Origin of the sequence: Bdellovibrio sp. 22V (assembly GCF_030169785.1) — a bacterium.
GTDB lineage: Bacteria > Bdellovibrionota > Bdellovibrionia > Bdellovibrionales > Bdellovibrionaceae > Bdellovibrio.
In genome coordinates this window covers 560,521-586,051 of record NZ_CP125854.1, presented here as the reverse complement: position 1 = coordinate 586,051, position 25,531 = coordinate 560,521, and the positions used below count along the sequence as shown (strand labels likewise).

The following is a 25,531-nucleotide window of genomic DNA, read 5'->3' as shown; positions in this document are numbered from 1 at the left end:
TTATGAGACAACTCGGAAAAATACATTGCCAAGAAATAAATAATGACGATAACGCGCCCTGGGTTATCTTCTTTCACGGCTTCGGCGCCGACTGCAACGACTTGTTTTCTCTCGGAGAAATGATTTCAACGAAGAAAACTTACAATTGGCTTTTCCCCAATGGAATTCTCGAAGTGCCGATTGGTCCTGCTTGGATGGGACGCGCTTGGTGGACAATTGACATGATGGAGATTCAACGCGCGGCTGAACGCGGCGAACATCGTGATTTCAGCAACGACACTCCGAAAGGCATGACTAAGGCCTACGATATGACCTCGGAAATGATCCGTCAGCTTAAAGTCCCTTGGAGTAAAATCGTGCTTGGAGGCTTCAGCCAAGGTGCGATGCTAGCCACGGAACTTTACTTGCGCGCGCCGGAAACTCCGGCAGGTCTAGTTATTATGTCGGGCACTTTGCTGCATCAAGAAGAGTGGAAAAAGTTAATTCCTGCAAGACAAGGCCAGCGTTTCTTTCAAAGTCATGGCGAAGGCGATCCTATTCTTGGCTTTAAGCAGGCCCAGAAGCTCGAAACTCTGCTTACGCAAAATGGAATGAAGGGTTCTTTGACAAGTTTCCGAGGAGGACACGAAATTCCACCGCAGGTGATCACGAAGATTGGCGACTACTTAAACACGCTTTAAGAGTTTCCGAGTCCGACGACTTTCACCAAAACTCTTTTATCGCGGAGTCCATCAAACTCCGCATAAAAGATCTGCTGCCAAGTTCCGAAATCAAACTCCCCGCGAGTCACCGGCACAACAATCTGATGATTCGTTAAATAACTTTTTAAATGCGCATCGCCGTTGTCTTCACCAGTGCGATGATGATCGTAGTTTTGTCCAAAAGGTGCCAGGCGCTCAATCCAGCGCGAGATATCATGAAGCAAACCCGCCTCGGCATCATTCACGTAAATTCCGGCCGTGATATGCATGGCTCCGATATAACAAAGACCGTCTTGCACACCAGAACGAAGCAAAACTTCTTCAACCTTGTCCGTGATATTGATCAAACCATAGCGCTTCGGCACACGAAAATGCAAATACTCAGTCCAGGAAATATTTCCTGCGACTTTGTGTTCAGCGACTTTTTCTGTCTTTAGAAATCCAGTGGCATCATGCGGAGCCAAGCACCAGTCTTTATCTTGCAACATGGACGTCCCCCGCAAATTTTTGAATCAGTGCCGGCAACCATTCAGCCAAAGACTGCGCGACAAAACCCTCGCGCCGCGCTTTTTCAACATTCATAGACCAATCACTTGGCACACCAAACGGAGACCACGCTTCCTCAGAAGGGTGATCCAAAAGATGGGCTTTTTGCCCGGTCGCCTGCTCGATCAGCGCCACGAGTTCTTTCAGCTTTAAAGTTTCGGGCGAAGAAAAATTGTACGGGCCTTCTTTTTTATTTTCAACCAACCACGCCAGCGCGCGAGCCGCGTCGGCCGAGTTGATAAAACAAAAATGCGCTTCGATATTCGGGAAATAAAGAGGTTTACCAAGATAAATTTTCTTCACCTGATCAAAAAGTCTTAAGGTGTAGTCGTCCTCACCCAAAACAACTGGGAAGCGCGGGAACGCACATGGAAACGGTGCTTGTAGAAACGCCGCTTCCGCTGCACGCTTGCCCTCTTTGTAGCTCTCCATGGGGTTTGTCGGAGTTTGCGGCTGATAGTTTCCGCCATCAAAGTCGGCTTCATTTAAATTTCCATGAAAGTCATAAACGGAGAGTGTTGAAGTCATCACATAGTGCGAAGCTCTCCCCGCCAATGCCTCAATCGCGGCCCGAGCTTCGTCGGCATTCATGCACACTTGATCGACCACTGCATCGAAGTGCAAATTACCGACACCTTTTTTAAAAGCGGCAGCATCCCTGCGGTCCGCATGAATTCTTTCTACTCGAGCCCCGAAATCGTCTTGCGTGGTTCCGCGACTCAGCACCGTGACGTGATGACCAGCTTCGATCATCCTGTGCACAAAACGTTTTCCGAAGTAACGAGTTCCACCAATCACAAGAATCTTCATGAGGACATCCTTTTTTCTAAAATTCGCTGACGGATTTCCACCGCAAAATTTTTCATATCATTTATATCGTGAACTCTTAAATATTTCTCTATGCACTGCGCTTCAGCTTCAGGGAGGTCACGATAAATATAGCGCAAACCGAAGTCATGTTTCTGCGGGGAATGTTCGCGACGCAAAAGCTGCACCCATAATGCCACGAGCCTCTGATAAAAAACAAAACTGTCGATGTACTTTCCACGCAAGGCTTCTTTCGAGAAAGTCCGATAAAGAATTTCAAAACGCGCGCACCAATTCTTTTCATTTAAGGTCGTCGGGACTTCCGCTCGCGGCGAGAGCGCTGCTTTTTTTAGAATATCCTCGCGATCGAAAATAATTTGCGGCGAACCATGCCTCTCAACATTGAAATACTCGCGGTAGTCGTATTCGTCCGTGCTTTGAAAAACACCTGCGTCCACGTAATAGGTCGCAGGGCCGCCATTAAAAATATAAAACTTTTGAGAAAAGTTTTTCCACGGAGAATCTTCCACCTCCCAAATGTGAGTAATCTCAAATTTTTCCGAAAAAACTTTTTCCAACAAAGAAAAAACGAGTTCAGGCTGTCTGCAGATAGTGACAACATCCGTGTCAGACAGCGCATCTTCAAAACCTGTCGCCGTGGAGCCTCCGAACCACGCCGCAAGAATTTCCGATTCTGATTTTAGGACCGAAGAAATGATTTCTTTAATGTCTTTAGAAAAGTTCTGCATAAACAAATTGTGAACGAGCGTCGTGCGCATCTCCAGCGCGCAGTGCGAAGTATCGCTCCATGCACCTTCGGTTCAATCCCGTAATCCGAATTCACTTGGCTTCTTTCAATGGAAAAGAGAAAATGGGAACATATGTATTTCATTCTTCTGGTACTTTTCGGTCTGGCGTCTTCAGGGCATGCGGCAGAAACTTTGCGTGTCTCCTATTATAATTTTCCTCCCGAAATCTTAAAAACATCGACGGGCTTATACGGCGCCTCTCACGAAGTGTGGGAGAAAGCCGCGAAAAGAGCCCAAGTAAAAATCGAGTGGGTCGGTCCCGTTCCTTACATGCGCGCATTACATCTTTTAGAGACGGGAAAAGTCGACGCCATCTACCGTCTTGCGAAAACACCGGAGCGGGAAAAAGTTTTTGTTTTTTCAGAGGTTGCGCCGTTCTGGGGAAAAACAGGGATCGTCGTTCTCGCTTCCGATCGTCTCGAAAGAGTTACTACAGACGACGACATCAAAGGAAAGAAAATCGGCTGGCTGCGCGGAGGAACGCCTCCGCCATTTTTAGAAAAGAATAGAAAGAACATCGTTTGGGAGCCGGCGACGGATAACTCCATCCAGGTGAATATGGAGAAGTTAGCGCAAAAGAAAATCTGGGGCGCGTATTTTATTTTTTCAAGCACTGCTTATTTCTATAATGCGCAAAACAACGGTCCTGAAATCAAGGTTCTTCCTTTTCCAGGCAGCGAAAAACCCAATCGTATGTACGCGGCCTTTTCAAAAACTGCGAATCCTGCGATCGTTGAACGCATGAACAAAGCGTTTACGGCGGAATTGGACGGTTACAACTACGAAAAACTATCGCAAAAATATATCGATATGGCGGCAAAAGGACTTTTAAAATAATTAATTTTTAAGTTCGGCCAAAAGATCCCAACCAAATTTTTCAAGCTTCGCTTCGCCAATGCCGTGAATGGCTTTAAGACCGTCCATCGAGTGAGGGTTCTTGATAGCCAAATGTTTTAAAGTCTGGTCGCTAAAGACGACAAAGGCTGGAACATCAAGTTCCTTCGCTTTTTCTTTGCGCCAATGTTTAAGAAGCTGAAAGCGCTTTTCCTGCACTTCATCCAGAACCAGATCCGGATCCACTTTCTTTTTCTTCGCCTTCGTCAAAGCCGTTTTAATAACCTGCAAAGTTTCATCCACTTTTTGATACAGGGGCTTGGAGACTTTTCGTGCCGACTGAGGCGCACAATTATCGCAGTGACCACATCGCTCAATACGCTGCGAATCTTTGTAGTAGGTTAGAATTTCCGCGTGACGACACTCACCGCCCTCAGCATAGTTCACCAAGGCGTCTAAGTTTCGCCAGCGCGCGTCCTTGATTTCTTCCGGAGCCTCAGAGCTATGAATGAAATACGACTGCAGGCCTTTGTCTTTTTTAGAGTACAAAGTCAAACAAGTCGCATCCTCGCCGTCACGGCCCGCCCTGCCCATCTCTTGATAAAGAGCATCGATATTGGCTGGAATCTGATTATGCACCACTAAGCGCACGTCGGGCTGATCGATGCCCATACCGAAAGCATTCGTTGCAACAAGAATTCTTAGATCCCCCCGAGCGTAAGCGTCTTGCGTTTGCGCGCGCACCTCCGCCGAAAGACCCGCGTGATAGAAACCTACTTGCGAAAACTTTTTTTGCAGCAGCAGAGCGATACTTTCGGTCACCTTGCGAGTTCCGCAATAAACGATAATACGCCCTTGAGAATGCTGTTTAATACTTTGTAAAAGAAAGGCGACTTTTGCTTCTTCGTCTTCACAGAGCTCCACCTGGTAATACAAATTGGAGCGGTAAAATCCATGCACCATGCGCGCCGGATTTTTTAGATGCAAGTGTTTGGAAATATCATCCAAAACTGTCGGAGTCGCCGACGCGGTTAAAGCCAGGATCGGAACTTGCGGGCAGAGTTTTTTCAAATTATTGAGCTGAGCGTATTCTTCACGGAAGTCGTGCCCCCATTGTGAGACACAGTGGGCCTCATCAATCGCGAACAATGCGATTTGTTTGTGCTGCACCCATTTTTGGAAGCCTTCTTTTTGCGCACGCTCCGGAGAAAGATACAGAATAAAAGCGCCGCCTTTGTTGAGTTCCGCAAAAACCTCGCGTTTTTCATCATCAGATTGGCCCGAGTGAAGGCAGCCCGCTGGAATTCCCAACTTGCGCAAAGCCATCACTTGATCCTTCATCAAAGCGATCAGCGGAGAAATAACAATTACAAGCTGCTGGAAATGAACCGCGGGATATTGATAACAAAGAGACTTGCCACCACCGGTTGGTAGAACTGCAAGCACATCTCTTTTGGCCATCACCGCATCAATAATTTCTTTTTGACCGCGGCGAAACTGGGAAAGATTGAAATATTTTTGTAAAAGGCTTTCTTGCGGCCCGAGATCCACTTGCATACCCGCCACTTTCTTTCAAGGAGTTAGCGAGAGCAATAAGATTCCGAAAAAAAGGCACCTTACGCTCCCTGGCGAAGGCATAGCAAATGTTTGACTCGCGAAAAGATCTCCTCTTTCGCAAAGGAGATCCGGTATTCGCAAATTATTTCATGATGACGGTGATTTCTTTACTCTCTGGAAGTTGCGAGCCCACGTCGGGAACGATCTCGCTGACTGTCCCCTGACCGACAAACTTTACTTTGATATCTTGTCCGTTTACGCGACGAAGAACTTCACGAGTTGTCAGGTTCATAAGGTTCGGAACCGTTTCGCCCGTCGACACCGTCGTGACTTTATCCAGCTCCTCAGCGGTCAAGAGTGATTTCGCAGGAGTGGCTGGCTTTTTTACCGCCTTTGTTTCGGAAGCTACTTTACGGTTCTTAATATTGCTTGTTGATTCTTCGGCCATTTGTAAAGGCGCAATACCCTCTTTACGAACTGCATACGAAGCAATGCGCGAAAAGATCGGCGCCGCGACCGTACTGCCATAATAACCTTTTTTCGGAGAATCCAACGCTACGTAGATCACAAACTTCGGATCGTTCGCAGGAATAAATCCGCCGAAGCTAGAAATGTAAGCGCCACGAAGATAACCACGGCCGTTTGGATTTACTTTTTGCGCAGTTCCCGTTTTTCCACCCACCATAAAACCTTCAACGCGGGCGTTGATACCTGTTCCACCTTTCGTTGTGACTCCAACAAGCATCGCACGCATTTGCGCGGCTTGCTCGGCACTCAACACGCGACGGATGGGTTTCGCCTGAGTTTCAACAAGCTCGCCCGTTTCAGAATCGCGAATGGCTTTGACGATATAAGGTGTATTCAAAACTCCGCCGTTCGCGATCGCCGCAAAAGCATTTGCTACTTGCAAAGGAGTCGAAGAAATCCCGTGACCGAAAGAAATATTGCTGAGCAAATGCTGGCGCCAAGGAAGAGCTTGCACCATTCCGCGCGCTTCACCGGGAAGATCTACACCGGATCTTTGCCCGAAACCAAAATCAAGAAGACCTTGGCGCAAACGATCCGCGCCCATTTTGAAAGCGATCTTCGTCGTTCCTACGTTGGAGGAAACCGCGAGAATTTCTGAAACAGTCAAATCTTCAAATTTTTCTTTTGTCTCGGCTTCACGAATAATACGGTCGCCGACTTTGAAGCTGCCTTTTTCACAATAGAACTTTGAATTCGGTTGAATCAAACCGTCACGCAACGCCGACGCAATAACAAACGTCTTCATTGTCGAACCTGGCTCAAAAACATCCGTGACGATTTTATTGCGGCGATACTCTGCAGGGGCCTTCATCGCTTTATTCACATCAAACGTTGGCGCCGAAGCCAAAGCCAAAACCGCCGAGGTTTTCGCATCCAACACAACACCCACCGCGTGATCCGCTTCGAAAGTGGAAACCGCATTCGCAAGTTCGCTTTCCAAACGGTATTGCAGTTCGGAATCCACCGTCAGATGCAACTCGCTGCCTTCGGGATTTTCAATGAACATCAAACCGTCGTTAATAAGAGGGCGACCTCGCGCATCTCTTTTCACGGACATTTTCTTTTGATTACCCGCAAGAGTTTGGTTGTAACCAAGCTCTAAACCTTCAAGGCCCTGACCTTCGATTCCCAAGAAACCCAAAGTTTGGGCGAGCAAAGTTTCATTCGGATAAACGCGACGCCATTCTTCAACGAAAGACAGACCGCGAAGATCCCAAGACTTAATTTCGTTTGCTTTCTCCTGATCGAGCATGCGGTGAATCCATACGAAACGGCGGTTGCCATCTTTGATCTTCGCGTAAACGGATTCATAAGACTGATTTAAAACCTTCGCCAATTTTTTTGCGACAGTTTTGCGATTCTCTAAAATTTTCGGATCCGCATACAAAGAATATGCAGCCGCTGACATCGCAAGATCACGGCCATTGCTGTCGACGATAGCTCCGCGACGCGCCTGCAACGTCACCTTGGTTTGAAACTGTCTGTTTTGCAAAGAATTCAAACGGTCGTTCGGCAAGAACTGCAGATATCCCGCACGCAAAATCAAAGCGGACCAAAGAACCAAAATACCAACGAAAATGATAACAATACGTGATTTCAAACTACAGATCCTTTTTTGTCGCGTCTGCTTTCACTTCTTCCGACATCGTGCCGCTCAAATGAATGATTTGATTGGCTTGAACTTTTTTAAGCGTGAATTTTTGCTGCGCCATCGTATCCAGCAACTGCGGGCGCGTGATTTTCGCCAAAGCGATTTCCTTGCTGCGTTTCTCTTCGTTCACTTTTTTGTATTCACGAGTGAGCTTAAGGACGCTGTAACCCATGCGGCGTTCTTCCATTTGCAGGAAGACGATGGAAAATAAAGTCGCAATGATAAGTAAAATACTAAAGAAAGGTTTTAGCTGCCTAAAGTTCTCTGAGCTCATCCTGAGCACTCCTCTCGAATATTCTCAACTTCGCTGAGCGCGAGCGAGAATTTTTGTCACACTCTTCCTGAGTGGGAACAATCACTTTCTTATTCACAGGTCTTCCCAAATCTTCTGAATCGCGGAAGATATTTTTAACAATACGATCTTCAAGCGAGTGAAAGGTGATCACTGCAAGACGGCCCTTTGGATTCAGAGCTTTAATCATTGCAGGCAACGCTTCCGCCACCACTTCCAGTTCTGAATTCACAGCCAAGCGCAGAGCCATAAAATATTTCGTCGCAGGATGATGACCTTTAATCTGCCAGCCATCCACACGCTCAATAAGCCCTGCAAGTTGTTTGGTTGTTTGAAATGCTTTTGTTTTACGATCGTTCACGATCGCACGCACAACGCGAGACGGACGATGGACTTCGCCGTACTCTTTGAAGATTCGAATGAGATCGTCCTCTGTTGCCGTATTCACAAGCACCTCAGCTGTCAAACCTTGCTGCTGATTCATTCGCATATCTAGGGGGCCATCGTGATAAAAACTAAAGCCTCGTTCCGCCTGGTCCAATTGCGGTGAACTCACACCTAGATCTAAGAGCATCATATCAAAGTTTTTCAGATTGTGTTCCGAAAACTGTGAGAAGTTTCCATGTATTACATTTAACTGGCCCTGCTCGACTTCCGTCTTGAAGCGCTCTTTCGCGAAGGCCACCGCAGCTAGATCTTGGTCCATGACCGTGGCTTTGATCTGGGGGTAAGCGAATTTGACAGCGGAGTAGTGGCCGCCTCTTCCGAAAGTGCCGTCGAAGTAATGAAGTTCTTTTTTCTCGCGCAAAGGATAAAAAGCCGCGAGGACTTCTTGAAGCAAAACCGGATAGTGTTCAGGAGAAAACTCGAAAGGAAGCTCGACTTTCGGCGGTACGATTTCTTCTTCAATTTCAATGCGCTCACCGGATTTCGGCTTATACTTTTTCATTCACCACGCTCTTTCAACAGACCCTTCGCTGTAATATTCATTTTATTCTATTGTGGGTCAAGCCGCTTTGCTTTAGTCTATTTTTAAGGCTCTTTCGAAAATTTAAAAGGATTTGAATTTCGATGTTAATCAACTGTCCCCGCTGTGGTTTTCAACAACCTAAAGACAAGTACTGCGCTCAGTGTGGCGTGGACATGGAGACGTTTAAGCCTGCGACTCCTCCCGCTTGGAAAAGATTTTTTGGTAATCCGCTTATTCAGTTATCTCTGCTTGTTGTTGTCGCGGGCGGTGTCGGCGTCAGCCTTTATCAAAAAGGACAGCAGAATCTTGAACGTCGCGTGAGTTATCTCAAGTCCACGGTGCAAATCAATTCCACTTCGGGCGGACCTTCTGAAACTTTTGCGGCATCAGAGGAATCACTACCGACCGCCGATCAAGCTTCGCAAACCCCTGAAGCTCCAAGTGACGCCGCCGACGGAGTGATGAACGCTTACAAGGTGGCGGCGCCTACGGCTGCGGGATCCCCGACACCGGCAGCGGCTTCTGATGACAAGACAAAAGAGCGTTCCGTTGCAAAACTCCACGCGCCTCATCTTGTCGTTTACTATGCCGAGGTAGGACGTGGTCGCTTAAACGCGATCGTTGATGCCAGCCGCTCGACCGGTCAGTTCATGAATTTCAACGATTACTCTGCCGGCATTCTTCCGAATATCAGCAAAAATCTGCAGGGCCCGCAGATTAAAATCTTGCACAAAGAAGAGCGCGCTTTAGACCGCGCAAAATCCTTGCAATGGTTTTACGGCTGGAAAGACCGTCGCGATCTTTCCATTGAAATCGGTCACACGACTTTCTTTGAACTGAATGAGATGGATGCCAACAATCTGCGCGGTAACTTGGAGATCCAAAGAACGTGGCGTGAAATGGGTCCGAACGGTCAATTTGAAATCCAAAGAAAATCCTTCCCCGCCATCTTTGAAATCGGCGGCGAAACCGGCTTCTTCATGTCTGGCGTCATGCCTCCTCAGTCGAATCTTGAAAATGATGATGAACTGACTTCGGTGGATATTTATAAAATCTTGCGTTCACCGCAATTCCGCGCTGGTGAAAGCGAATTTGTGATTTTCATCGAGTTCGAAAAAGGCAACTAAGGACAAAACCACTATGGCATTCCAACAAGAGTTGAGGCACCACTACGGCCCTCAAGTACATCTTATTGAAAGTCCGTTCCTGAATGGACTCCTTGCGCAGCTTTGTTCTCCACAGACTTTTCAACCGGAGATCAATCGCATTGTCGAAGTTCTTTATACGCATTTGATTTCCATCACACTGAATAACGAGTTCGACATTGAAGACTTCACGCAAGACACGCGTATGACCGAAGTTCACCCTGATCAGAAACTTCACGGCCAACGTGTTTCAGCAAAGCAAAAAGCTGTCAGCGTCAACTTGGCGCGCGCCGGAACTTACCCCAGCCACATCTGTTACAACTTTCTGCACTTTGCTTTAGCCGCTCCCAATGTTCGGCAGGATCATATCTTTGCGGCGCGCGTGACAAACAGCAAAGACAAGGTCACGGGCGCCGAGTTTGGGGGCATGAAAATTGGCGGCGACGTCAAAGACGCTCATGTCATCTTTCCTGACCCCATGGGAGCCACAGGGAATACCATGGTGACGGCAGTGGACCACTATAAGACCCACATCGCAGGTCCCGCAAAGAAGTTTATCGCGCTTAATTTGATCGTGACGCCAGAGTATTTGAAGAATGTTCTCACTGCACACCCCGAGGTCGTAATCTATGCCTTAAGGCTTGACCGAGGACTATCTCCTCAGGCAGTTTTAGAGGCAACTCCCGGACAGTATTGGGATCAAGAACGCGGTCTGAACGACAAACAGTACATCGTTCCCGGCGGCGGCGGTTTCGGCGAGATTATGAACAACTCTTTCGTGTAAGAAGACGGAGAACAGGCTATGACAAATCTAACTCTTAAACCCTACATCACCGAAGAACAAATTCAGCAAAAAGTGAAAGAGTTGGGCGAGACGCTTTCTAAGAAATTCAAAAACGAGAAAGTGGTCGCAGTTTGTGTGCTTAAAGGTTCGTTCATGTTCTACTCTGACTTGATCCGCAACATCAACGCCGACATCACTTGCGAATTCTTCGGCGTTTCTTCTTACCATGGCGGCACGTCTTCTTCCGGCGAAGTGAAAGTGACTTTGGATTTGGCAAGCCCTGTTGAAAACTGCCACGTCGTCCTGGTTGAAGACATCATCGACACAGGTTTGACAATGAACTACTTGAAAAACTCAATCCTTTCACGCAAACCAAAGAGCCTGACAACAATCGCTCTTCTTGAAAAGCCAGATGCTTTGAAAGTGAAATGCGAAATCGATCACGTAGGTTTCAGAATTCCAAACGATTTCGTTGTCGGTTACGGTTTGGATTACCAAGGTTACTACAGAAACCTTCCGTACATCGCGCAAGTACAAAACTTCCAATAAATAAAAAAGTACCCGTTGATTTTTTATCGGAGATCGAAGAGTAAAAATTCGGTCTCTTTTTTTGCCTTAATATTCAAAACTTTTTCATCTTGAATTGCGACGCCGTCGCCTGATTTTAATGTCTTCCCGTTAACCTCGAGTTCGCCCTCCGCCAATTGCAGCCACGCTCCCCGTCCCGGGCGCAGCGGGAAGTCTTGTGAAAAACCTTCTGCAAAAACAGCGGCGTAAATGTCGACATCCTGATTGATTTTTTGACTGCCCTCGCGACCGTCTTGCGAAACCATCAGCTTAAAGTGATTCAACTTTTCTTCACGTGTGAAAGCTTGCTGTGTGTACCCAGGTTGAGCTCCTGACACACTCGGCATAACCCAGATCTGGAAAAGCTCAAGGTCTTCGTCAGGCGAAGGATTGTATTCACTATGGCGAATACCTGTGCCCGCGTGCATGGTCTGAATTTCTCCGGCTTTGATTTGCCCCGTATTCCCCAAGCTATCTTTATGCTCGACGGTGCCTTTTAAAACGTAGGTGATGATTTCCATATCGCGATGAGGATGCGCGGGAAAACCAGAACCCTTCTTAATCCAATCCTGGTTGATGACGCGTAAGTCGCGAAAGCCCATAAACTGAGGGTCGTAATAATCGCTGAACGAAAACGTGTGATGAGATTTCAGCCACCCCCCGAATTCCGCATAGCCACGATCCTCCGATTTGCGCACACTGAGCATAAGAACCCCCTACTCAGATCAGACTCCGCCTCATGCCTAAGCATGTCAAAAACAAATCCTATGATTTCTGGGAGCGACACCGAGCGGAAACGGGTTATTTGCATAGACAAAAAAGGAAGCTCCAATAAAATGCTAAAGAACACGCTCCCCTTCTTTAGGAGCGTCACCTCTGAGGAGGAGATTCCATGAAACAATACCATGATCTGATTAAAACCGTTCTTGAGCACGGAGTTAAAAAAGAAGACCGCACCGGAACCGGCACGATTTCCATGTTCGGCTATCAAATGCGCTACAATTTGCAGGAAGGTTTTCCTCTTTTGACGACTAAAAAATTGCATACGCGCTCAATCTTTCATGAGCTTTTGTGGTTCCTCAAAGGCGACACCAACATCAAATATCTTCACGACAATAAAGTGACGATCTGGGACGAGTGGGCGGATGAGAATGGCGACTTGGGTCCCGTTTACGGGAAACAATGGCGTTCGTGGGAAACAGCGGACGGTCGTACCATCGATCAAATCACAAACGTTGTTGAGCAAATCAAAAAAAATCCGAATTCGCGCCGTTTGTTGGTTGTGGCTTTCAATCCTGGCGACGTCGACAAAATGGCTTTGCCACCTTGTCATGCGTTCTTCCAGTTTTATGTGGCCGACGGAAAACTTTCTTGTCAGCTTTATCAGAGAAGCGCGGATATTTTCCTGGGCGTTCCGTTTAATATCGCAAGTTATGCTCTTCTCACGCACATGATCGCGCAAGTTTGCGATTTGCAAGTGGGAGACTTTGTTCACACCCTCGGTGATGCACACTTGTATCTGAATCACTTGGAACAAGCGAAATTGCAGCTTACCCGCGACTTCCGTCCTTTGCCGCAGTTGAAATTGAATCCGGCGAAGAAAAATCTTTTCGACTTCACTTACGAAGATATCGAGATCGTTGGCTACGACCCACACCCTGCAATCAAAGCTGAGGTGGCGGTATGATTTTGACTCACGTGGTGGCTTGCTCGCAAAACCGTGTTATCGGAGCTCAAGGAGATCTGCCTTGGAATCTTCCCGAGGATATGAAGTTTTTCCGCGAAACCACCAAGGGTCACATCATGATTATGGGAAGAAAAACTTTTGATTCTTTCAAAGGACGTGCTCTGCCCAATCGCTATCACATTGTGGTGACTCGCGATCCTTCCAAGCACCGCTTTCCGTCAACGGAAAGCAGCCCTGTGGTTTTCGTTTCTTCCATTGAGGAAGCGGTTGCTCACGCAAAGCCTTTGACTGGCAAATGGGGCGAGGAAGTCTTCATCATTGGTGGCGGAGAAATCTATAAACAGGCCATGCCGATGACGGATAAAATCTATCTCACCCTTATCCACCGCGAGTTTCCGGGCGATACGTATTATCCTGAAATCGACGAAAATCTGTTCACTCTTACGCAACGTCGTGATGTCGAATCGCCTATTCCTTTTTCATTTCTTACGTACGTTCGCAAATAGAGTCCAGAATTCAGTCCCAAAATGAGAATGCTGTAAATTGGACTCTACGAACGCGATTTTCTCTCCGAGAATAGAGTTAAGACACGATTCTTGGAGTGGCCATGAGCACAGCAAAACGCTATCAAACAAAAGAGACAGCTCAGATCGAAGTCTATGGCCACATTGGAACTCTCGTTGCTAATCTTAAAAACCTGTCACAGACTGGAGCCTTTCTGGAAGTCGCGCAAGGCGATTACGTTCCACAAAAAGGCGATTTGTTAAATATGACGGTCAACCTCAAATCCTTACGCCGTACGCACAATATCGCTGCGGAGGTGGTATGGAGTAAAGGTTTGGGACTTGGCATATGTTTTATTAACAAAGACGAAGTTCTTGAAAGAATGATGGCTAAAAGCAGCGGCTTCTAATAAAATGCTCCTTAATGAAAATCCAGACGAACACAGATCTTAGTCCATTAAACACGTTGCAGTTGCGCTCGCGTGCCGAGCACTTCGCAGAACTGCATACGCCGGATGATTTGCGTTCTCTTCTGAATGATTCGACTCTCCGAAAAATGCCCTGGAATATTCTTGGCGGTGGAAGCAATCTTGTGCTGCCTTCTTTGGTGCGCGGGCTTGTTGTCAAAGTGGGCCAGCAAGGTCGCGAGCTTCTTCATGAAGACCGTGACTATTGGTACGTGCGCGCACAAGGCGGAGAAACCTGGCACGACTTCGTACAATGGACTCTGCAGCAGGGTTACTGGGGACTTGAGAATCTTTCTTTGATTCCCGGAACTGTCGGTGCGGCTCCGATCCAAAACATCGGCGCTTACGGCGTTGAAGTGAAAGACACATTATGGGAAGTGAACTGCCTGGATCTGCAATCTGGAGAGAATAAAACTTTTTCCAACAAAGAGTGCCGTTTCGCTTACCGTGACAGCGTTTTCAAACAAGAAGCCGCGGGAAAATATCTGATTTGGGATGTGACTTTCCGTCTGCCAAAAAAGAACGTGCTGCATTTGGAGTACGGCGATATTCGCAAAGAAATCGAAAGACATCAGTGGGAAACCACGCCACGAACAATCTCGCAAGCCGTGATTAATATCCGCCAAAGCAAACTCCCCGATCCAAAAATGATTGGCAATGCGGGAAGTTTCTTTAAGAATCCGATCGTATCAAAAGCGATGCGCGAAACTTTGCTTTTAAAACATCCTGACCTTATCAGCTTTCCTTATCAAACAGAGCAATTCAAACTGGCGGCAGGTTGGTTGATTGATCGCGCCGGCTGGAAGGGTAAAAAGCTGGGACCTGTCGGCATGTATGAAAAGCAAGCTTTAGTGCTTGTCAATCATGGCGGCGCTTCCGCGGACGATGTGTGGAAACTCGCGCAGCAAGTTTCCGGTGACGTTAAAAATCTTTTCGGTGTTGAAATCGAAGCCGAACCTATTCGTTGGTAACTTTTCCGCCTTCAATACGAAGATCCGTCAGCGGGAACAAGTTGATCGTCAAACTGTAAACTTCCGTTTTCGGACCATCCTCCAAAAAGTCAGCAAGCTTGCGGCGGAATTCTTTGATTTTCTCGTTGGCTTCTTTGATTTTTTCAGGCGTTGTCGCGACCGTGACGGCAGAATGATTGCGATAAATCGGCGCGACGTGGGCCATCGCTTCCATGGATTTTTCCATCTTTAGACGTTCATGATGAACAGTGTCTTTGGTAGCTGTCGCCACCACTCGCGAAGAATTTCTTTCGATGGTGCCATTACCGACTTTCACCAGTTGATGCTGCTGGAGAATATCGAAACATTCCTCCACTCGTTCGACTGAAACATTGAGGCGCTCGGCAATCCATTCGAAGCTGGGCTCGAAGTCGTCGGTGCGAAGCAGGCTTAAGATCGCCAGATTTTCCCAACATCTTACGGACAGACCTTCTTCACGAGTCAGTTTGCGCACGCTGTGCACCTTGCGCGCCTTCGTGCTGATGAAGGAATACAGACGTCTTTTTTCCTGTAAATTCAAACCGAGTGCGATTGTGATCTTCTCTGCATAGAAATCGCTGAGGGCCCGTTTGTCATGAATGAGCTCATTCATGCGTCCCGCGGAAATCCCCACCTTTGCGGCAAATGAGCGCAAAGAAAAACGCGGGTTGCGCTGTTGCATTTCACTAAATTTCTCTTTCAGAAACTGACCTACTGAATCAGCCATTAAAAGCTCCTAGACCTTGGACTTGGCAGACAGACTAAAGACTGTACCTCAACATGAATCCTTATCAAAATAAACCATTGTCTGACTTTTGTCAGGACCCAAGGAGGGGTTATATGAAAATCACTAAATGGGTGGCGCTCGCAGGCTTTATGGCCTTGGGAGTTCTGCCGTTTCACAATGCCAACTCGGTCGATAGCACGCAATACTGGATGAAACTTCGTGCGAAGGACAAGTTCGAAAGATCGTTGATCGCTAATACGGGTGTCGCGATTGAAACCACTCGCGAAGACTTCGTCACGGCGCTGGGTTCTTTGGAAGAAATGAACGAACTGCAAGAGCTGGGCTTGGTTGAAGTCAGCTTCCCGATGACGGCGGAAATGGATTTTCCCGCGAAGGATTCGGCTTATCACAACTACGCTGAAATGACGGACAAGCTTCGCGCTTTGACAAACCAATACGCGAACATTTCGCAAATGTCTTCGATCGGCAAAACCGTGGAAGGCCGCGACATCTGGGCGGTTCGTATCTCTGGAAACTTGGCGCAAGCAGAGACTTTGCCAGCGGTGATTTTCATGGGCGGACATCATGCTCGCGAACACTTGTCGATTGAGCTTCCGCTTTACTACATCGAATATCTTTTGAAAGAATACACAAGCGGCAATCCCCGCGTTCAACGCCTGGTTAACACTCGTGACATTCACATGATTCCAGTCGTGAATCCTGACGGCGCGGAGTACGATATTTCGACAGGCAGTTATAAATCGTGGAGAAAAAATCGCACCCGTAACAGCAATGGAACTTACGGTGTCGACTTGAACCGCAATTACTCGTACGGCTGGGGCGGCGGCGGCGCAAGCACAAACCCTAGCAGCGACACTTACCGCGGACCTCAAGCTTTCAGTGAGCCTGAAACTCAGGCCATTAAAAAGTATGTGGAAAGCCACGAAAATATCACCATCCTTCTGTCCTTCCACACGTTCTCCCAATTGATTCTGTATCCATGGGGTCATGTGTATGAAGGCATCTCCAACACTCGTGATAAACAAGTCCACGAAGTGATGGCGCGCAAAATGGCTGAGTGGAACGGTTACACTCCACAACAGTCCTCTGAACTTTACATTGCCAGCGGTGATACCACAGATTGGTCTTACGGAGATCATAAAATCATCTCTTTCACTTTCGAACTTGATCCCGCAAATAGCGGCTGGGGATCAGGCGGTTTCTATCCCGGCGCGGATGTGATTCCGGAAGTGCAAAGAAAGAATTTAGAGCCGGTGCTTTACTTGATCGACCACGCAGACAATCCCTATCGCGTGTTAGAACAAGGAAACGGACCGATCTTTAGACCTTAATGAAACTCCCCGCGGCAAAGTCCGCGGGGTTTCGCTCATTGAGCAGAAGGCAGAATTTTTTTAGGTTTATACTGAGGTATACCAAAATTGCAACTTCCCATACAATACAGCTTTCCTTGCTGAGTTGCTATTAACACATTACTTCCCACTTCAAGGGTCGTCGGAGTAAAGCCCACAACCACGGAGGAAGTATCAACATATGTCGGCCCAATCACACCGCCACTGACGCCATTGAACCCCTGCTTTGCATTGCCCCAACAAGCCACTTTAGAATCAGCCATGATCGCGCATCCCAAGTCCCAACGGCTGTAATCCGCTCGGTGTTGTAATACGACCTGTGATCCTGAAAGAGAGCTAAAAGAAAAATTGGATACCGTGGACGATGCGATACCTCCCGCGCCCCAACATCCAAGCGCCCCGGCAGAGTCTAAAACACACCCGCCTGCCTGAATAGATGTCAAAGTACCAGAATGCGCAAATGAAGAGCTGGCTGTTTGCAAACTCGAATTAACAGTGCCACTACCCGGTTCGGGAAACACTCCCGAATATTTAATGCTAAAATCACTTTGAATAGCCACAATCTGATTTCCTATTGCATCAATATCTAAGAAAGCAGACGAATTTTTTAAAATCGGAATCGCCTCACTGCTTCCGCTATTACAGAAATAGGAAAATGGACTTCCCCAACAGTACAGTTTGTCATCAGTTCCCAACGCCATGAATGTTCCCGGTCCCGAGGAAGATACGGCGATTTTTTTAAAACCGACGCCTCCAGGAAGATTCGTTTTACTAACTTGCACGGGAAGATCGCTTTGACCGGCAGGCCCATTTCCTAGAAAACCGCTCCCCCAACAATAGGCTTCATTGTCTTCTGCTACCGCACAAGTCGTAACTCCCCCTACAACAACCGATATAAAATTCGTCGAACCCGCGACAGTTGTTGTATTCACAAGAACAGGTTTTTCTCGGTTCACTTTATCACCCGTGCCCAAGGATCCATTGGCATTCCCTCCCCAGCAATACAATTTCTTAAAGTTGTCGATAGCGCACGCATGGTTGTAACTTTCGGAGACTTGGGTAAAGTAAACTCCGAACGCAAGATCGCTGGTATCAATCTCATTCAGCGCTCCATTGTCGAAGGTTCCAACCAACCCATAATAGGATCCTCCCCAACAATAGGTCTCATCATTGGCGGTAATGGCACACATGGTTTCCTCGTGCCCGTTCATCGCTACGATCTGCTGCGCACCGTATTCAGAAAAATCCACTTTCGTCGGAGTCAAGCTGTCGGTTTCATTTCCAATCCCCAACGAACCATCCCAATTGCTCCCCACACAATATAGATTGTATTTATTCGTCGTGAAACAGGACCGGTAATAATAGCTATGCACAAGCACGGGATGTTCATCCGATAACAATCCAGACAGGTCCATGGGCGTAGGATTATAACTGACATTTGTGGTGCCGTTTCCCATCTCTCCGCCATTGTTTTCTCCCCAACACAAAATACGTTCCTTTGTCGTCAGGCCGCAAACGGTTCTTCCCGCTCCCACATGTAGACTTGTAAAACGCTCCTCAGGCAATAAGTTCGAAGTATTTACAGCAATAGGAATGTTAGATGGCGTCGCCGTCACGTCGTCAGTAACATTTCCATATATCCCCCAGCAATAAGCCTTACCTTCTCGAGTCAAAGCACAGGCAATACCATCCCCGATGTTCGCTTGTACAAAATAAGGAGACGGCGAAATATGGTCCACCTTAATGAGGGTAGGTGAAGCCGCATCCGTATTTGTTCCATCACCGACTTCACCGTTGGCATTTCTCCCCGAACAAAAGACCCTGCCCTGATTGGTGGTAATACATAGATTCGTATTCCAAGAACCGACGTCGTGACTGATTGGAAACTCTCCGACATTAAGGGCTGAGAGATCTAACTCTACTGGAACATCCGCCTGACTTGCCGGAAAACCTGCGCCAGAAAAATCAGAACCCCATTGATAGATTTTTCTGTCAGCAGTTCTGCCGATAGTAATACTTTCTTCCGTTGCTGATATGTCCAAAAATTTTTTACTGCCGGGAATAGAACTTGTAGTTATTCTTTGTTGGCGAAACACATTAAAACCCGCAGGAATCGGCCCCGCCGCGCCACTGTAATTTTCCCCCCAGCAATAGACGTCGCCAAGCGAATCAACTCGGCAGCCATGAACGTACCCCAAAGCCACTTTATTGGAATCATAAGTTGCCGAAATTTGTGCCACATCACCCGAGTAAGCAATGTCGCTGATAACTCCGTCATTCCACTCAAAGGAGTTCTCCCGCAATCGAGGCCTTAACTCCCCCGCTTCCCCGTGGACATATCCTTTGAGTATGAATTTTTTTGATTCCGCAGTCTCCTCAAGGTCCCAGACCACGGGAGTTCCCGTGTTGATATTTTCAAAATCGCTGGTTTCGAGAGTGTTTCTCTTTATATCCTCTGAAAAACTGACTTCGAATTCAACGTACGGAATTTTGTTTGCAGCAGATGTTGCCTCAGAACGAGATATAACTACGAATTTACCCAGCTCCCCGGCCCGTTGACTCTCTAAATGAACGTCGACAAAACAGCCAGGACAAACCAATACAACACTAATCCAAAAAGTACCGAAATAAGTGCGTTTCATTGGGTATTATATCGGCTGTTCTAAAAAAATTATTTAAGTTACCTTTAATGCCTCAACAAAGAACGCTCTCTCGCAAAGAACATTCCCTCTTTGATCCAGAGACTCCAGATTTAAAGTGAAACTCCCGGCGCCAAGAGCGCGGGATATTCGCGAGTTTCAATGATCTTCATCTTTTTTTGCAGCTTCACGGGCAGCACTCCTTCAGGAGCGTCGACGTAGCCCAAAAGTTCCACTGTCGCCTCAACGATTTCACGATTTCCGATACGCAAACCGCCGCATTTCATCGGGCAGCCAAGATCCAGAATCTCGTTATTTTTCATTTTTAAAGGTAGACCCAGCGATTCAAGTTCATAGTCCACATAAGTGCATTCGTATGATCCTACGCTTGATGTAAAACGCAGGCTCAAAAGTCCCGGAATAAAAGGACTGCCACTTCTGTTCGCGATCGTCATGTCAGGAATATCGATGTAAGGAGCGGCAATATCTTTGCGATGTGATCCATCCCGATAAGCCATGCAGCTCGTACTGGTTCCATGAATGACGTAAGCCTCTTTTTGCACTCGGAAATCCACGTTTTGTGAAAAAGCCATCGCGGGTGCCACGACAAGCAAGAAAGTCATCAGTGACTTCATAGTCCCTCCTTGAATACTGAAATCATAGGCCGAGGGCGGGGAAGGCTCAACGCGACTCCCTTGTTTTTGCTCCGGCAAATTCCATCTTCGCTGTATTTTGATTTACGGTCCTGTTCCGTGGATGGAATGAAACGACGCTTTCACTCTTATTAGATATTGATAAATGGATTCGTGACGTATTTGTGATGGAACAGAGTAAGCAGATGCGATTACTTCGGAATAATTCAATTTTCCCTCGGGTAAACCGATACCAAGAGTGATGTTTAGAACAAGTACGTTACGCATTTCTAAAGTTCATCTTCTGGCACATCTTTTTGCTGTCGTGTCCAGCTTCGTTCTTTCCGCTTGCTCGTTGAATCTTAACGTTGAAGACATCGGACCTTCTGAGACTCTTTTTACGGCAAAGCCCTTTCCTTATACTAATCAGACCGATGCCATTTTTAAATTCGCGGTAGAATCGCGAACTCCCGTCAGTTACAAATGCTCCTTGGATGAAGAGCAATGGCGTGATTGCACAAGTCCTGAAGCTTTCACCAACCTGGCATCCGGGCCGCACGCTTTCAAAGTTCTCGTCATCGAAGAAACTTCAAAGAAATCCAGCGAATCTTCCGTAAAATGGACTGTGGATACCGATGCCCCTACTCTGACTGTGACTCAGGTTCCGGATGCTCTCAACAACGATATCACGGCGACCTTCCAATTTGCCGCGACGGACACGCTGTCGCCTTTGAGCGATTATCAATGCCAACACACGAGCTCCTCCTCACCAACAGCTTCATTTGTACCTTGTGCTTCTTCAGTTCCCCTCGTGGGGCTCACGGAGGGAACACACACTTATAAAATTCGCGCGACCGATGCTGCCGGCAATGTTTCTGCAGAACATAGCCACACGTGGGTCGTCGATCTGACGCCTCCGACTTTGCAACTGACAGCCAAACCTGCGGCGGCAACTACAAGTGCGTCCGCGGTATTTAATTTTACTCACACGGAAACAGGCGGTGGCGTCTTTGCGGGTTATGAATGCCAGCTCGATGGTGGAATTAGAACTTCTTGCACTAGCGGCGTTTCATTTTCCTCTCTGTCACAAGGAGCTCACAGCTTCACGCTGTATGCGAGTGACACCGCCGGGAACAACAGCACGCCGATTACTTATCACTGGATTGTGGATGCGGGCGCTCCGGTTTTGACGTCTTTTTCAATCGCTAACGGTGCACCGACAATTGGCTTTGCTTACACGACAACTCAAATCGTAGCGACCCCTTCGTATTCCGCCATAACCAGCATGCGTTTTTCTGAGATGGCGGATTTCTCTGACACCACGTGGGTGCCTTTTTCTTCTGCGGGCACAGTCACTTTGAAGAATCCAGCGGGCCTAAAAACAATTTATGCACAAGTTCGCAATGCCGCAGGGACCGTGAGCAACATTCTTTCCGATACGGTCACACTTGATCTGGGAAATCCTCCCGTAGTGTTTCTAACGTCACCGGTAGCTGGTGCGGTTCATGCTCCCGGCGATACGATGACGATCGCCTGGTCTTGCAGTCCTGGAGCAGGCCCGATTCCTTTAGCGGCAAATCCGATCAAGGCCATTCGTTACACTGTTGATGATGGCATCACCTACCACACCATTGCGGAAAATCGTCCCAACAATGTGAGCGCGACAACCGGCGATTACAGCTGGGTGCTTCCGGCACAAACTCCATCGGGCCAAACACTGTCGCCGACGAAGCCTATGAAGATTCTTGTATCTTGTAGTTCAGAGGCCGGTGTCTTAACCAGCGCCATTTCCGAGGCCATCAACTCGCAATGGAAAGTCCTGATTGGCGAGCCTGGCAATTTGAACGAAGGCATTCATATCAATGCAGCGGACCTGACTGCGAATGCAAGCGGGACATTTGGTTTTTTTGCAGACTCGCAGAACAAAATGTACTTCACCAAGTTTCACGGCATCATGACGGTCAATCAAGAAACCGGTCTGATTTCACCGTGGATCGGCGACACCTATAATCCCTCTTGCAACCCGGCTCAGGCGAAATTTATCAATCCTATCATTCTTGACATCAATAACGCTGATGAAATGCTGCTTTTTAGTTTCGACTGCTCGGCTATGGCCCGCGTCCGTATTTCTGACAAAGCGATTTTGTGGAGCAAACAGCTTCCGACGATCAAATACGACAGTGCTGTACTTAACAAACAACAACAGCCGGCACTTCGCTATGTCAAAACGGATCACATTCTGTATTTTTCGAATGAAGCTTTTTGGATGGTAGATCTTAACTCTGCCGACAAGAACCCTGTGAAAGTTTTCGGAACGCCGGGAGCCTGCGGAACTTTGGGGACAATCGATACGATGGCCGATGTTTCGCCGATTCCTTGTCCTACGAGTGATCTATATATGACGTTGCTAAGACCGGATCTGAATAAGTTCTGGATTCAGATCAATGGCAAGACCATCGAGTTTCAACGCCAAGGCTCTTACGGCAAATACAAAATCGCGCAAGACAGTATGACGACAGGCACCTGGGGTTCATTTTATACGCGTTGCCTGCAGCTTTCTTCGCAGGCGAATAAAATCTATTGCATGCGCGCCCAATACGAAGGCAGCAATCTGGCGTTCTTCGATTTGACGACAGAGACGTGGTCCACGAGTTTTGCTTTGAACAAACACTACAAGAACATGCCAAGCCACTATTCGTTAGGGGCAGCTAAAGATTTCATTTATGCTTTTTCCGTGACGACCAATGAGCTTTACAAGGTCGTCGATGACGGCGGTGTCTTCACCAGCTCCTTCGTCGCCGGCGTGCCGTTTTTTACTTATGGTAACGGAAGTGACCCGACAAAGACCGCCTTCACGCCGATTTCGAGTATCAGTTATGACTCTGTCACGAAAAATATTTACCTTCGCGGCCCTCGTCATCTTCGCCGTCTGCATATTGATACGGCAACTCCCGGCGGCCCAAAGATTGATACGATTTCTACAGGCTATCACCCTACGGCGGGAAACAGTTCCGCTTACGCTTCACTGACAGTCTCTGAAACAGGCCTTGCTGCTTTTTCGCAGATCGCAGGCGTTCCCGCGAATCTTTGGAACTCCTATAATATTTCGGCCTGGAGTCCCGCCACCACCGAATACAATATGCCCGTGGGGCCGGCGTTTTATACAGCAACCTCGACGGCGACAAGCTTTCCTTCACCCAGTGTCGGGGAATTTAATACAACGAATACGACTTTAAACTTACGTTCGCTTCGTAAAATCGGGACGTTTCTTCCGAATGGGAAACTTTATTTTTATGGTTCTTCGGGGCTGCTGGACGAATCTGATTTGTGGATTTTTGAATCGGATTCCTTATCTGGAAAGATCAAGCCTGTTGCCGGAGGAGCCGGTCCCGTTAATTATGTTTCAACCGATCATGGCAACTCTGCGTGGGGAGCTTACCTCAGCGACATTTATGGAATGCAACCCAATGCCGACGGCGATCTTTTGATCTTTGATGGTTGGCGCTTGCGCAAAGTCACTGTGACTACGGAAGCCCTCACGCCGAAAATATATGATGAAATCAATTTTCTGACTTTAGCAGGTAAACCCAACGTCGCTCGCTGGGTTCATGCTGTTCATGATAACGTCACCGGGTGGAGTTACTTTGCTGCCGCTAACAACACCGCTTTGGGACAAACGGCTCAGGTCTGGGCGGCTCATCCACAGCAAGGTTTTGTAGAACTTTCTACAGAAGGTTGGCTGTTGCCTCAGGAAGGTACCACAGCTCGCTCTATAAACCTTGCCGTCACTCCCTTGGGGCTTCTTCTTTTGGACACCAATAAGAAACGCATTCTGACAACACCGCTATTGCCGGCACCACCTCCTTAAAAAATCTTGTCGTTTAATGCCTCCCCCGAAATTGGGCCTCTGTATCAAAGTTAAACAGCGGCAATGACCTGGGAATGAATTAAAAAGCGCTTGAGGAAGCCCTTCTTTTGCATTTAAGTGCCGACGATAGGGAAACACGTATGCGCAAGCTGATGTTGGTGGTTTTACTTCTTACGACCGGTTTTACATTTTCTGCTCAAGCAAAGGGTCTTTGCGTGGTTCCTAAGACCACCCGCTTGGCGATGGATCAAAGAGATGATCTGCGCCTGCAGTGCCTTAAACAAAAGAAAGCGCAATTAAGTCCTGCCCAATGCCTGCAGGTTGCGAAATCCATGGAGTATTCAACAAACGCCGAAGAGGCACGCTTGCTGTGCCTTTACGATCTTCGCCAGCAGCCGACTTTAAAAGAGTGCTTTGCGATTTCTAAAGCCATGGAATTTCCCGATACAGGTGATGAAGCGCGTTGGGAATGTCTGCGTCGCTTCAACAAAGCGATCACGGCTTCGCAATGCAAACGCATCGCTCAGAGCATGAGTTATCCGCCGAATGCACAAAGAGCTTCTGTGTATTGCACGAATGAACTCCAGTAAGGCCAGCAAAATATAAATAATCGTTCATGTTGCAATAAACATTACATCTCTGCAAAAAACCAGACTTGTTAAAAATTGTATTGGTGCCTATTCTGTCCTCACAAGGACTCATAATCCTTCAATTAGTTGGTACGTTGAGAAGGGATGAAATTTTTAATCATGACTCAGTCTGCAGAAGAAAAAGACAAAGCTAAAAAGACAAAAATTATCGTAAAAGCTCCGACTCAAGAGCGTTCTCGCCAAACGGTGGCAACGATCTTGGATGCTTGTTCTCGCTTGCTCATTTCTGAAGGCTTTTATGCCATCACGACTGATAAAATTGCTAAAGAGGCTGGCGTTAGTATCGGTTCTCTTTATCAATTCTTTGGCAACAAAGAGTCCGTTGTTCAAGCTGTCGTAAAAAACATTATTGAAGAAGATAAACGCATCATCAGCGAAAGAATGCGCGCTATTTCACCGCTTCCTCCTCCGGAAAGAGTGAAAGCCATGATCGAGTTGGCAGTGGACACTATCCGCCGTAACTCTGAACTTCGAGCAAAGCTGACAACGATCCAGTACTACGTCGCTGATGCCGCTTATATTTCAGACTCCATTCGCTTTTACCAAGAAGTTGTACGCTACAATCTGCCACAGCTTCCAGGCCGCGATATGGATAAGGTTTCTTACCTTGTAGTAAATGCTTTCATCGGTCTTGTGAATACAATGTCGATTGATAAGCCGAACTACATCCATGACAACACCGTCGTGCAAGAAATCACTCAATTATTCTTTAAATACCTTGATATGGACGCTTTGGAAACACCGACCACCTCGGCTGGGGCCGTTCGCCAAAACAAGGGTGATTTTATTTAAAGAAAAAAACTCCGTG

At 47.4% G+C, this 25,531-nt stretch carries 24 protein-coding genes; 13 read left to right on the top strand and 11 right to left on the bottom strand.

The window, feature by feature from the left end; genetic code table 11:
- The first annotated feature begins 2 nt into the window (after window positions 1–2).
- Window positions 3–680 (top strand): alpha/beta hydrolase, encoded by a 678-nt coding sequence (locus QJS83_RS02905; RefSeq protein WP_284607587.1) that lies wholly within the window; start codon window positions 3–5, stop codon window positions 678–680.
- Here QJS83_RS02905 and QJS83_RS02900 read toward each other — a convergent pair.
- Genes QJS83_RS02900 through QJS83_RS02890 form a run of 3 tightly spaced genes read right to left on the bottom strand, consistent with a single transcriptional unit; the run spans window position 677 to window position 2,803 of the window.
- On the bottom strand, window positions 677–1,189 hold the full coding sequence (locus QJS83_RS02900) for a secondary thiamine-phosphate synthase enzyme YjbQ (protein WP_284607586.1): 513 nt from the start codon (window positions 1,187–1,189) through the stop codon (window positions 677–679). The two genes, QJS83_RS02905 and QJS83_RS02900, sit on opposite strands and share 4 nt — an antisense overlap.
- Window positions 1,176–2,057: an NAD-dependent epimerase/dehydratase family protein gene (locus QJS83_RS02895; RefSeq protein WP_284607584.1), complete on the bottom strand. Its 882-nt coding sequence runs from the start codon at window positions 2,055–2,057 to the stop codon at window positions 1,176–1,178. Before QJS83_RS02895 ends, QJS83_RS02900 begins: the two co-directional genes overlap by 14 nt.
- Complete coding sequence (locus tag QJS83_RS02890; protein ID WP_284607581.1) at window positions 2,054–2,803, bottom strand: hypothetical protein; 750 nt, start codon at window positions 2,801–2,803, stop codon at window positions 2,054–2,056. Before QJS83_RS02890 ends, QJS83_RS02895 begins: the two co-directional genes overlap by 4 nt.
- Window positions 2,804–2,935: 132 nt before the next feature.
- Between QJS83_RS02890 and QJS83_RS02885 the strand changes: the two genes are divergently transcribed.
- Entirely contained in the window at window positions 2,936–3,700 is a 765-nt protein-coding gene (locus QJS83_RS02885; protein WP_284607579.1) for a substrate-binding periplasmic protein, read from the top strand.
- On the opposite strand, the gene QJS83_RS02880 is transcribed toward QJS83_RS02885, so the two are convergent.
- From QJS83_RS02880 to rsmH, 4 genes are all read right to left on the bottom strand, one after another.
- Entirely contained in the window at window positions 3,701–5,254 is a 1,554-nt protein-coding gene (locus tag QJS83_RS02880; protein WP_284607578.1) for a RecQ family ATP-dependent DNA helicase, read from the bottom strand.
- 142 nt (window positions 5,255–5,396) lie between these two features.
- Window positions 5,397–7,382 carry a penicillin-binding transpeptidase domain-containing protein gene (locus QJS83_RS02875; protein WP_284607577.1) on the bottom strand — a complete coding sequence of 662 codons (1,986 nt, stop codon included), beginning with the start codon at window positions 7,380–7,382 and terminating at the stop codon, window positions 5,397–5,399.
- A gap of 1 nt (window position 7,383) precedes the next feature.
- A complete protein-coding gene (locus tag QJS83_RS02870; RefSeq protein ID WP_284607575.1) occupies window positions 7,384–7,707 on the bottom strand; it encodes a histidine kinase in 324 nt (107 codons plus the stop codon).
- The gene (gene rsmH, locus QJS83_RS02865) at window positions 7,688–8,674 is read right to left on the bottom strand and encodes a 16S rRNA (cytosine(1402)-N(4))-methyltransferase RsmH (protein WP_284607573.1); all 987 of its coding nucleotides are present in this window, start codon (window positions 8,672–8,674) and stop codon (window positions 7,688–7,690) included. Before rsmH ends, QJS83_RS02870 begins: the two co-directional genes overlap by 20 nt.
- Window positions 8,675–8,868: 194 nt before the next feature.
- Here rsmH and QJS83_RS02860 point away from each other — a divergent pair, with 194 nt between their 5' ends.
- Genes QJS83_RS02860 through hpt form a run of 3 tightly spaced genes read left to right on the top strand, consistent with a single transcriptional unit; the run spans window position 8,869 to window position 11,173 of the window.
- Window positions 8,869–9,822: a hypothetical protein gene (locus QJS83_RS02860; protein ID WP_284607571.1), complete on the top strand. Its 954-nt coding sequence runs from the start codon at window positions 8,869–8,871 to the stop codon at window positions 9,820–9,822.
- Between the two features lie 13 nt (window positions 9,823–9,835).
- Window positions 9,836–10,624: a uracil phosphoribosyltransferase gene (locus QJS83_RS02855; RefSeq protein ID WP_284607570.1), complete on the top strand. Its 789-nt coding sequence runs from the start codon at window positions 9,836–9,838 to the stop codon at window positions 10,622–10,624.
- Between the two features lie 18 nt (window positions 10,625–10,642).
- Entirely contained in the window at window positions 10,643–11,173 is a 531-nt protein-coding gene (hpt, locus tag QJS83_RS02850; RefSeq protein WP_284607569.1) for a hypoxanthine phosphoribosyltransferase, read from the top strand.
- Window positions 11,174–11,196: 23 nt separating this feature from the next.
- Here hpt and QJS83_RS02845 read toward each other — a convergent pair whose 3' ends face one another.
- Window positions 11,197–11,898 (bottom strand): pirin family protein, encoded by a 702-nt coding sequence (locus QJS83_RS02845; RefSeq protein ID WP_284607567.1) that lies wholly within the window; start codon window positions 11,896–11,898, stop codon window positions 11,197–11,199.
- 185 nt (window positions 11,899–12,083) lie between these two features.
- On the opposite strand from QJS83_RS02845, the gene QJS83_RS02840 reads away from it, so the two are divergent.
- The 4 genes from QJS83_RS02840 to murB all read left to right on the top strand — a co-directional run bounded on the left by QJS83_RS02840 (window position 12,084) and on the right by murB (window position 14,819).
- Window positions 12,084–12,878, top strand: a complete 795-nt coding sequence (locus QJS83_RS02840; protein WP_284607565.1) for a thymidylate synthase — start codon at window positions 12,084–12,086, stop codon at window positions 12,876–12,878.
- A complete protein-coding gene (locus tag QJS83_RS02835) occupies window positions 12,875–13,384 on the top strand; it encodes a dihydrofolate reductase (protein WP_284607563.1) in 510 nt (169 codons plus the stop codon). Before QJS83_RS02840 ends, QJS83_RS02835 begins: the two co-directional genes overlap by 4 nt.
- Before the next feature lie 101 nt (window positions 13,385–13,485).
- On the top strand, window positions 13,486–13,791 hold the full coding sequence (locus tag QJS83_RS02830) for a PilZ domain-containing protein (RefSeq protein ID WP_284607562.1): 306 nt from the start codon (window positions 13,486–13,488) through the stop codon (window positions 13,789–13,791).
- A gap of 14 nt (window positions 13,792–13,805) precedes the next feature.
- Window positions 13,806–14,819, top strand: coding sequence for a UDP-N-acetylmuramate dehydrogenase (gene murB, locus QJS83_RS02825; RefSeq protein ID WP_284607560.1), 1,014 nt, complete (start codon window positions 13,806–13,808; stop codon window positions 14,817–14,819).
- On the opposite strand, the gene QJS83_RS02820 is transcribed toward murB, so the two are convergent.
- Window positions 14,806–15,564, bottom strand: a complete 759-nt coding sequence (locus QJS83_RS02820) for a TIGR02147 family protein (protein WP_284607558.1) — start codon at window positions 15,562–15,564, stop codon at window positions 14,806–14,808. The two genes, murB and QJS83_RS02820, sit on opposite strands and share 14 nt — an antisense overlap.
- Before the next feature lie 113 nt (window positions 15,565–15,677).
- Between QJS83_RS02820 and QJS83_RS02815 the strand changes: the two genes are divergently transcribed.
- On the top strand, window positions 15,678–16,916 hold the full coding sequence (locus QJS83_RS02815) for a M14 family metallopeptidase (protein ID WP_284607556.1): 1,239 nt from the start codon (window positions 15,678–15,680) through the stop codon (window positions 16,914–16,916).
- 35 nt (window positions 16,917–16,951) lie between these two features.
- Here the strand turns inward: QJS83_RS02815 and QJS83_RS02810 are convergent, their stop codons facing one another.
- Together QJS83_RS02810 and QJS83_RS02805 are read right to left on the bottom strand one after the other, a co-directional pair.
- Window positions 16,952–19,576 (bottom strand): RCC1 domain-containing protein, encoded by a 2,625-nt coding sequence (locus tag QJS83_RS02810; RefSeq protein ID WP_284607554.1) that lies wholly within the window; start codon window positions 19,574–19,576, stop codon window positions 16,952–16,954.
- A gap of 110 nt (window positions 19,577–19,686) precedes the next feature.
- A complete protein-coding gene (locus tag QJS83_RS02805; RefSeq protein WP_284607552.1) occupies window positions 19,687–20,208 on the bottom strand; it encodes a hypothetical protein in 522 nt (173 codons plus the stop codon).
- A 259-nt stretch (window positions 20,209–20,467) separates the two neighbouring features.
- Between QJS83_RS02805 and QJS83_RS02800 the strand changes: the two genes are divergently transcribed.
- The 3 genes from QJS83_RS02800 (at window position 20,468) to QJS83_RS02790 (ending at window position 25,515) form a co-directional block, all read left to right on the top strand.
- A complete protein-coding gene (locus tag QJS83_RS02800) occupies window positions 20,468–24,073 on the top strand; it encodes a hemagglutinin (protein WP_284607550.1) in 3,606 nt (1,201 codons plus the stop codon).
- Between the two features lie 140 nt (window positions 24,074–24,213).
- Window positions 24,214–24,663, top strand: a complete 450-nt coding sequence (locus QJS83_RS02795; protein WP_284607549.1) for a hypothetical protein — start codon at window positions 24,214–24,216, stop codon at window positions 24,661–24,663.
- Between the two features lie 144 nt (window positions 24,664–24,807).
- The gene (locus tag QJS83_RS02790) at window positions 24,808–25,515 is read left to right on the top strand and encodes a TetR/AcrR family transcriptional regulator (RefSeq protein WP_284607548.1); all 708 of its coding nucleotides are present in this window, start codon (window positions 24,808–24,810) and stop codon (window positions 25,513–25,515) included.
- Window positions 25,516–25,531: the final 16 nt, after the last annotated feature.

Excerpts from the sequence above, each read along its gene's own strand:
- QJS83_RS02905 (WP_284607587.1), top strand. The coding sequence starts at position 3 with ATGAGACAACTCGGAAAAATACATTGCCAAGAAATAAATAATGACGAT.
- QJS83_RS02900 (WP_284607586.1), bottom strand. The coding sequence starts at position 1,189 with ATGTTGCAAGATAAAGACTGGTGCTTGGCTCCGCATGATGCCACTGGA.
- QJS83_RS02895 (WP_284607584.1), bottom strand. The coding sequence starts at position 2,057 with ATGAAGATTCTTGTGATTGGTGGAACTCGTTACTTCGGAAAACGTTTT.
- QJS83_RS02890 (WP_284607581.1), bottom strand. The coding sequence starts at position 2,803 with ATGCAGAACTTTTCTAAAGACATTAAAGAAATCATTTCTTCGGTCCTA.
- QJS83_RS02885 (WP_284607579.1), top strand. The coding sequence starts at position 2,936 with ATGTATTTCATTCTTCTGGTACTTTTCGGTCTGGCGTCTTCAGGGCAT.
- QJS83_RS02880 (WP_284607578.1), bottom strand. The coding sequence starts at position 5,254 with ATGCAAGTGGATCTCGGGCCGCAAGAAAGCCTTTTACAAAAATATTTC.
- QJS83_RS02870 (WP_284607575.1), bottom strand. The coding sequence starts at position 7,707 with ATGAGCTCAGAGAACTTTAGGCAGCTAAAACCTTTCTTTAGTATTTTA.
- rsmH (WP_284607573.1), bottom strand. The coding sequence starts at position 8,674 with ATGAAAAAGTATAAGCCGAAATCCGGTGAGCGCATTGAAATTGAAGAA.
- QJS83_RS02860 (WP_284607571.1), top strand. The coding sequence starts at position 8,869 with ATGGAGACGTTTAAGCCTGCGACTCCTCCCGCTTGGAAAAGATTTTTT.
- QJS83_RS02855 (WP_284607570.1), top strand. The coding sequence starts at position 9,836 with ATGGCATTCCAACAAGAGTTGAGGCACCACTACGGCCCTCAAGTACAT.
- hpt (WP_284607569.1), top strand. The coding sequence starts at position 10,643 with ATGACAAATCTAACTCTTAAACCCTACATCACCGAAGAACAAATTCAG.
- QJS83_RS02845 (WP_284607567.1), bottom strand. The coding sequence starts at position 11,898 with ATGCTCAGTGTGCGCAAATCGGAGGATCGTGGCTATGCGGAATTCGGG.
- QJS83_RS02840 (WP_284607565.1), top strand. The coding sequence starts at position 12,084 with ATGAAACAATACCATGATCTGATTAAAACCGTTCTTGAGCACGGAGTT.
- QJS83_RS02835 (WP_284607563.1), top strand. The coding sequence starts at position 12,875 with ATGATTTTGACTCACGTGGTGGCTTGCTCGCAAAACCGTGTTATCGGA.
- QJS83_RS02830 (WP_284607562.1), top strand. The coding sequence starts at position 13,486 with ATGAGCACAGCAAAACGCTATCAAACAAAAGAGACAGCTCAGATCGAA.
- murB (WP_284607560.1), top strand. The coding sequence starts at position 13,806 with ATGAAAATCCAGACGAACACAGATCTTAGTCCATTAAACACGTTGCAG.
- QJS83_RS02820 (WP_284607558.1), bottom strand. The coding sequence starts at position 15,564 with ATGGCTGATTCAGTAGGTCAGTTTCTGAAAGAGAAATTTAGTGAAATG.
- QJS83_RS02815 (WP_284607556.1), top strand. The coding sequence starts at position 15,678 with ATGAAAATCACTAAATGGGTGGCGCTCGCAGGCTTTATGGCCTTGGGA.
- QJS83_RS02810 (WP_284607554.1), bottom strand. The coding sequence starts at position 19,576 with ATGAAACGCACTTATTTCGGTACTTTTTGGATTAGTGTTGTATTGGTT.
- QJS83_RS02805 (WP_284607552.1), bottom strand. The coding sequence starts at position 20,208 with ATGAAGTCACTGATGACTTTCTTGCTTGTCGTGGCACCCGCGATGGCT.
- QJS83_RS02800 (WP_284607550.1), top strand. The coding sequence starts at position 20,468 with ATGTTTAGAACAAGTACGTTACGCATTTCTAAAGTTCATCTTCTGGCA.
- QJS83_RS02795 (WP_284607549.1), top strand. The coding sequence starts at position 24,214 with ATGCGCAAGCTGATGTTGGTGGTTTTACTTCTTACGACCGGTTTTACA.
- QJS83_RS02790 (WP_284607548.1), top strand. The coding sequence starts at position 24,808 with ATGAAATTTTTAATCATGACTCAGTCTGCAGAAGAAAAAGACAAAGCT.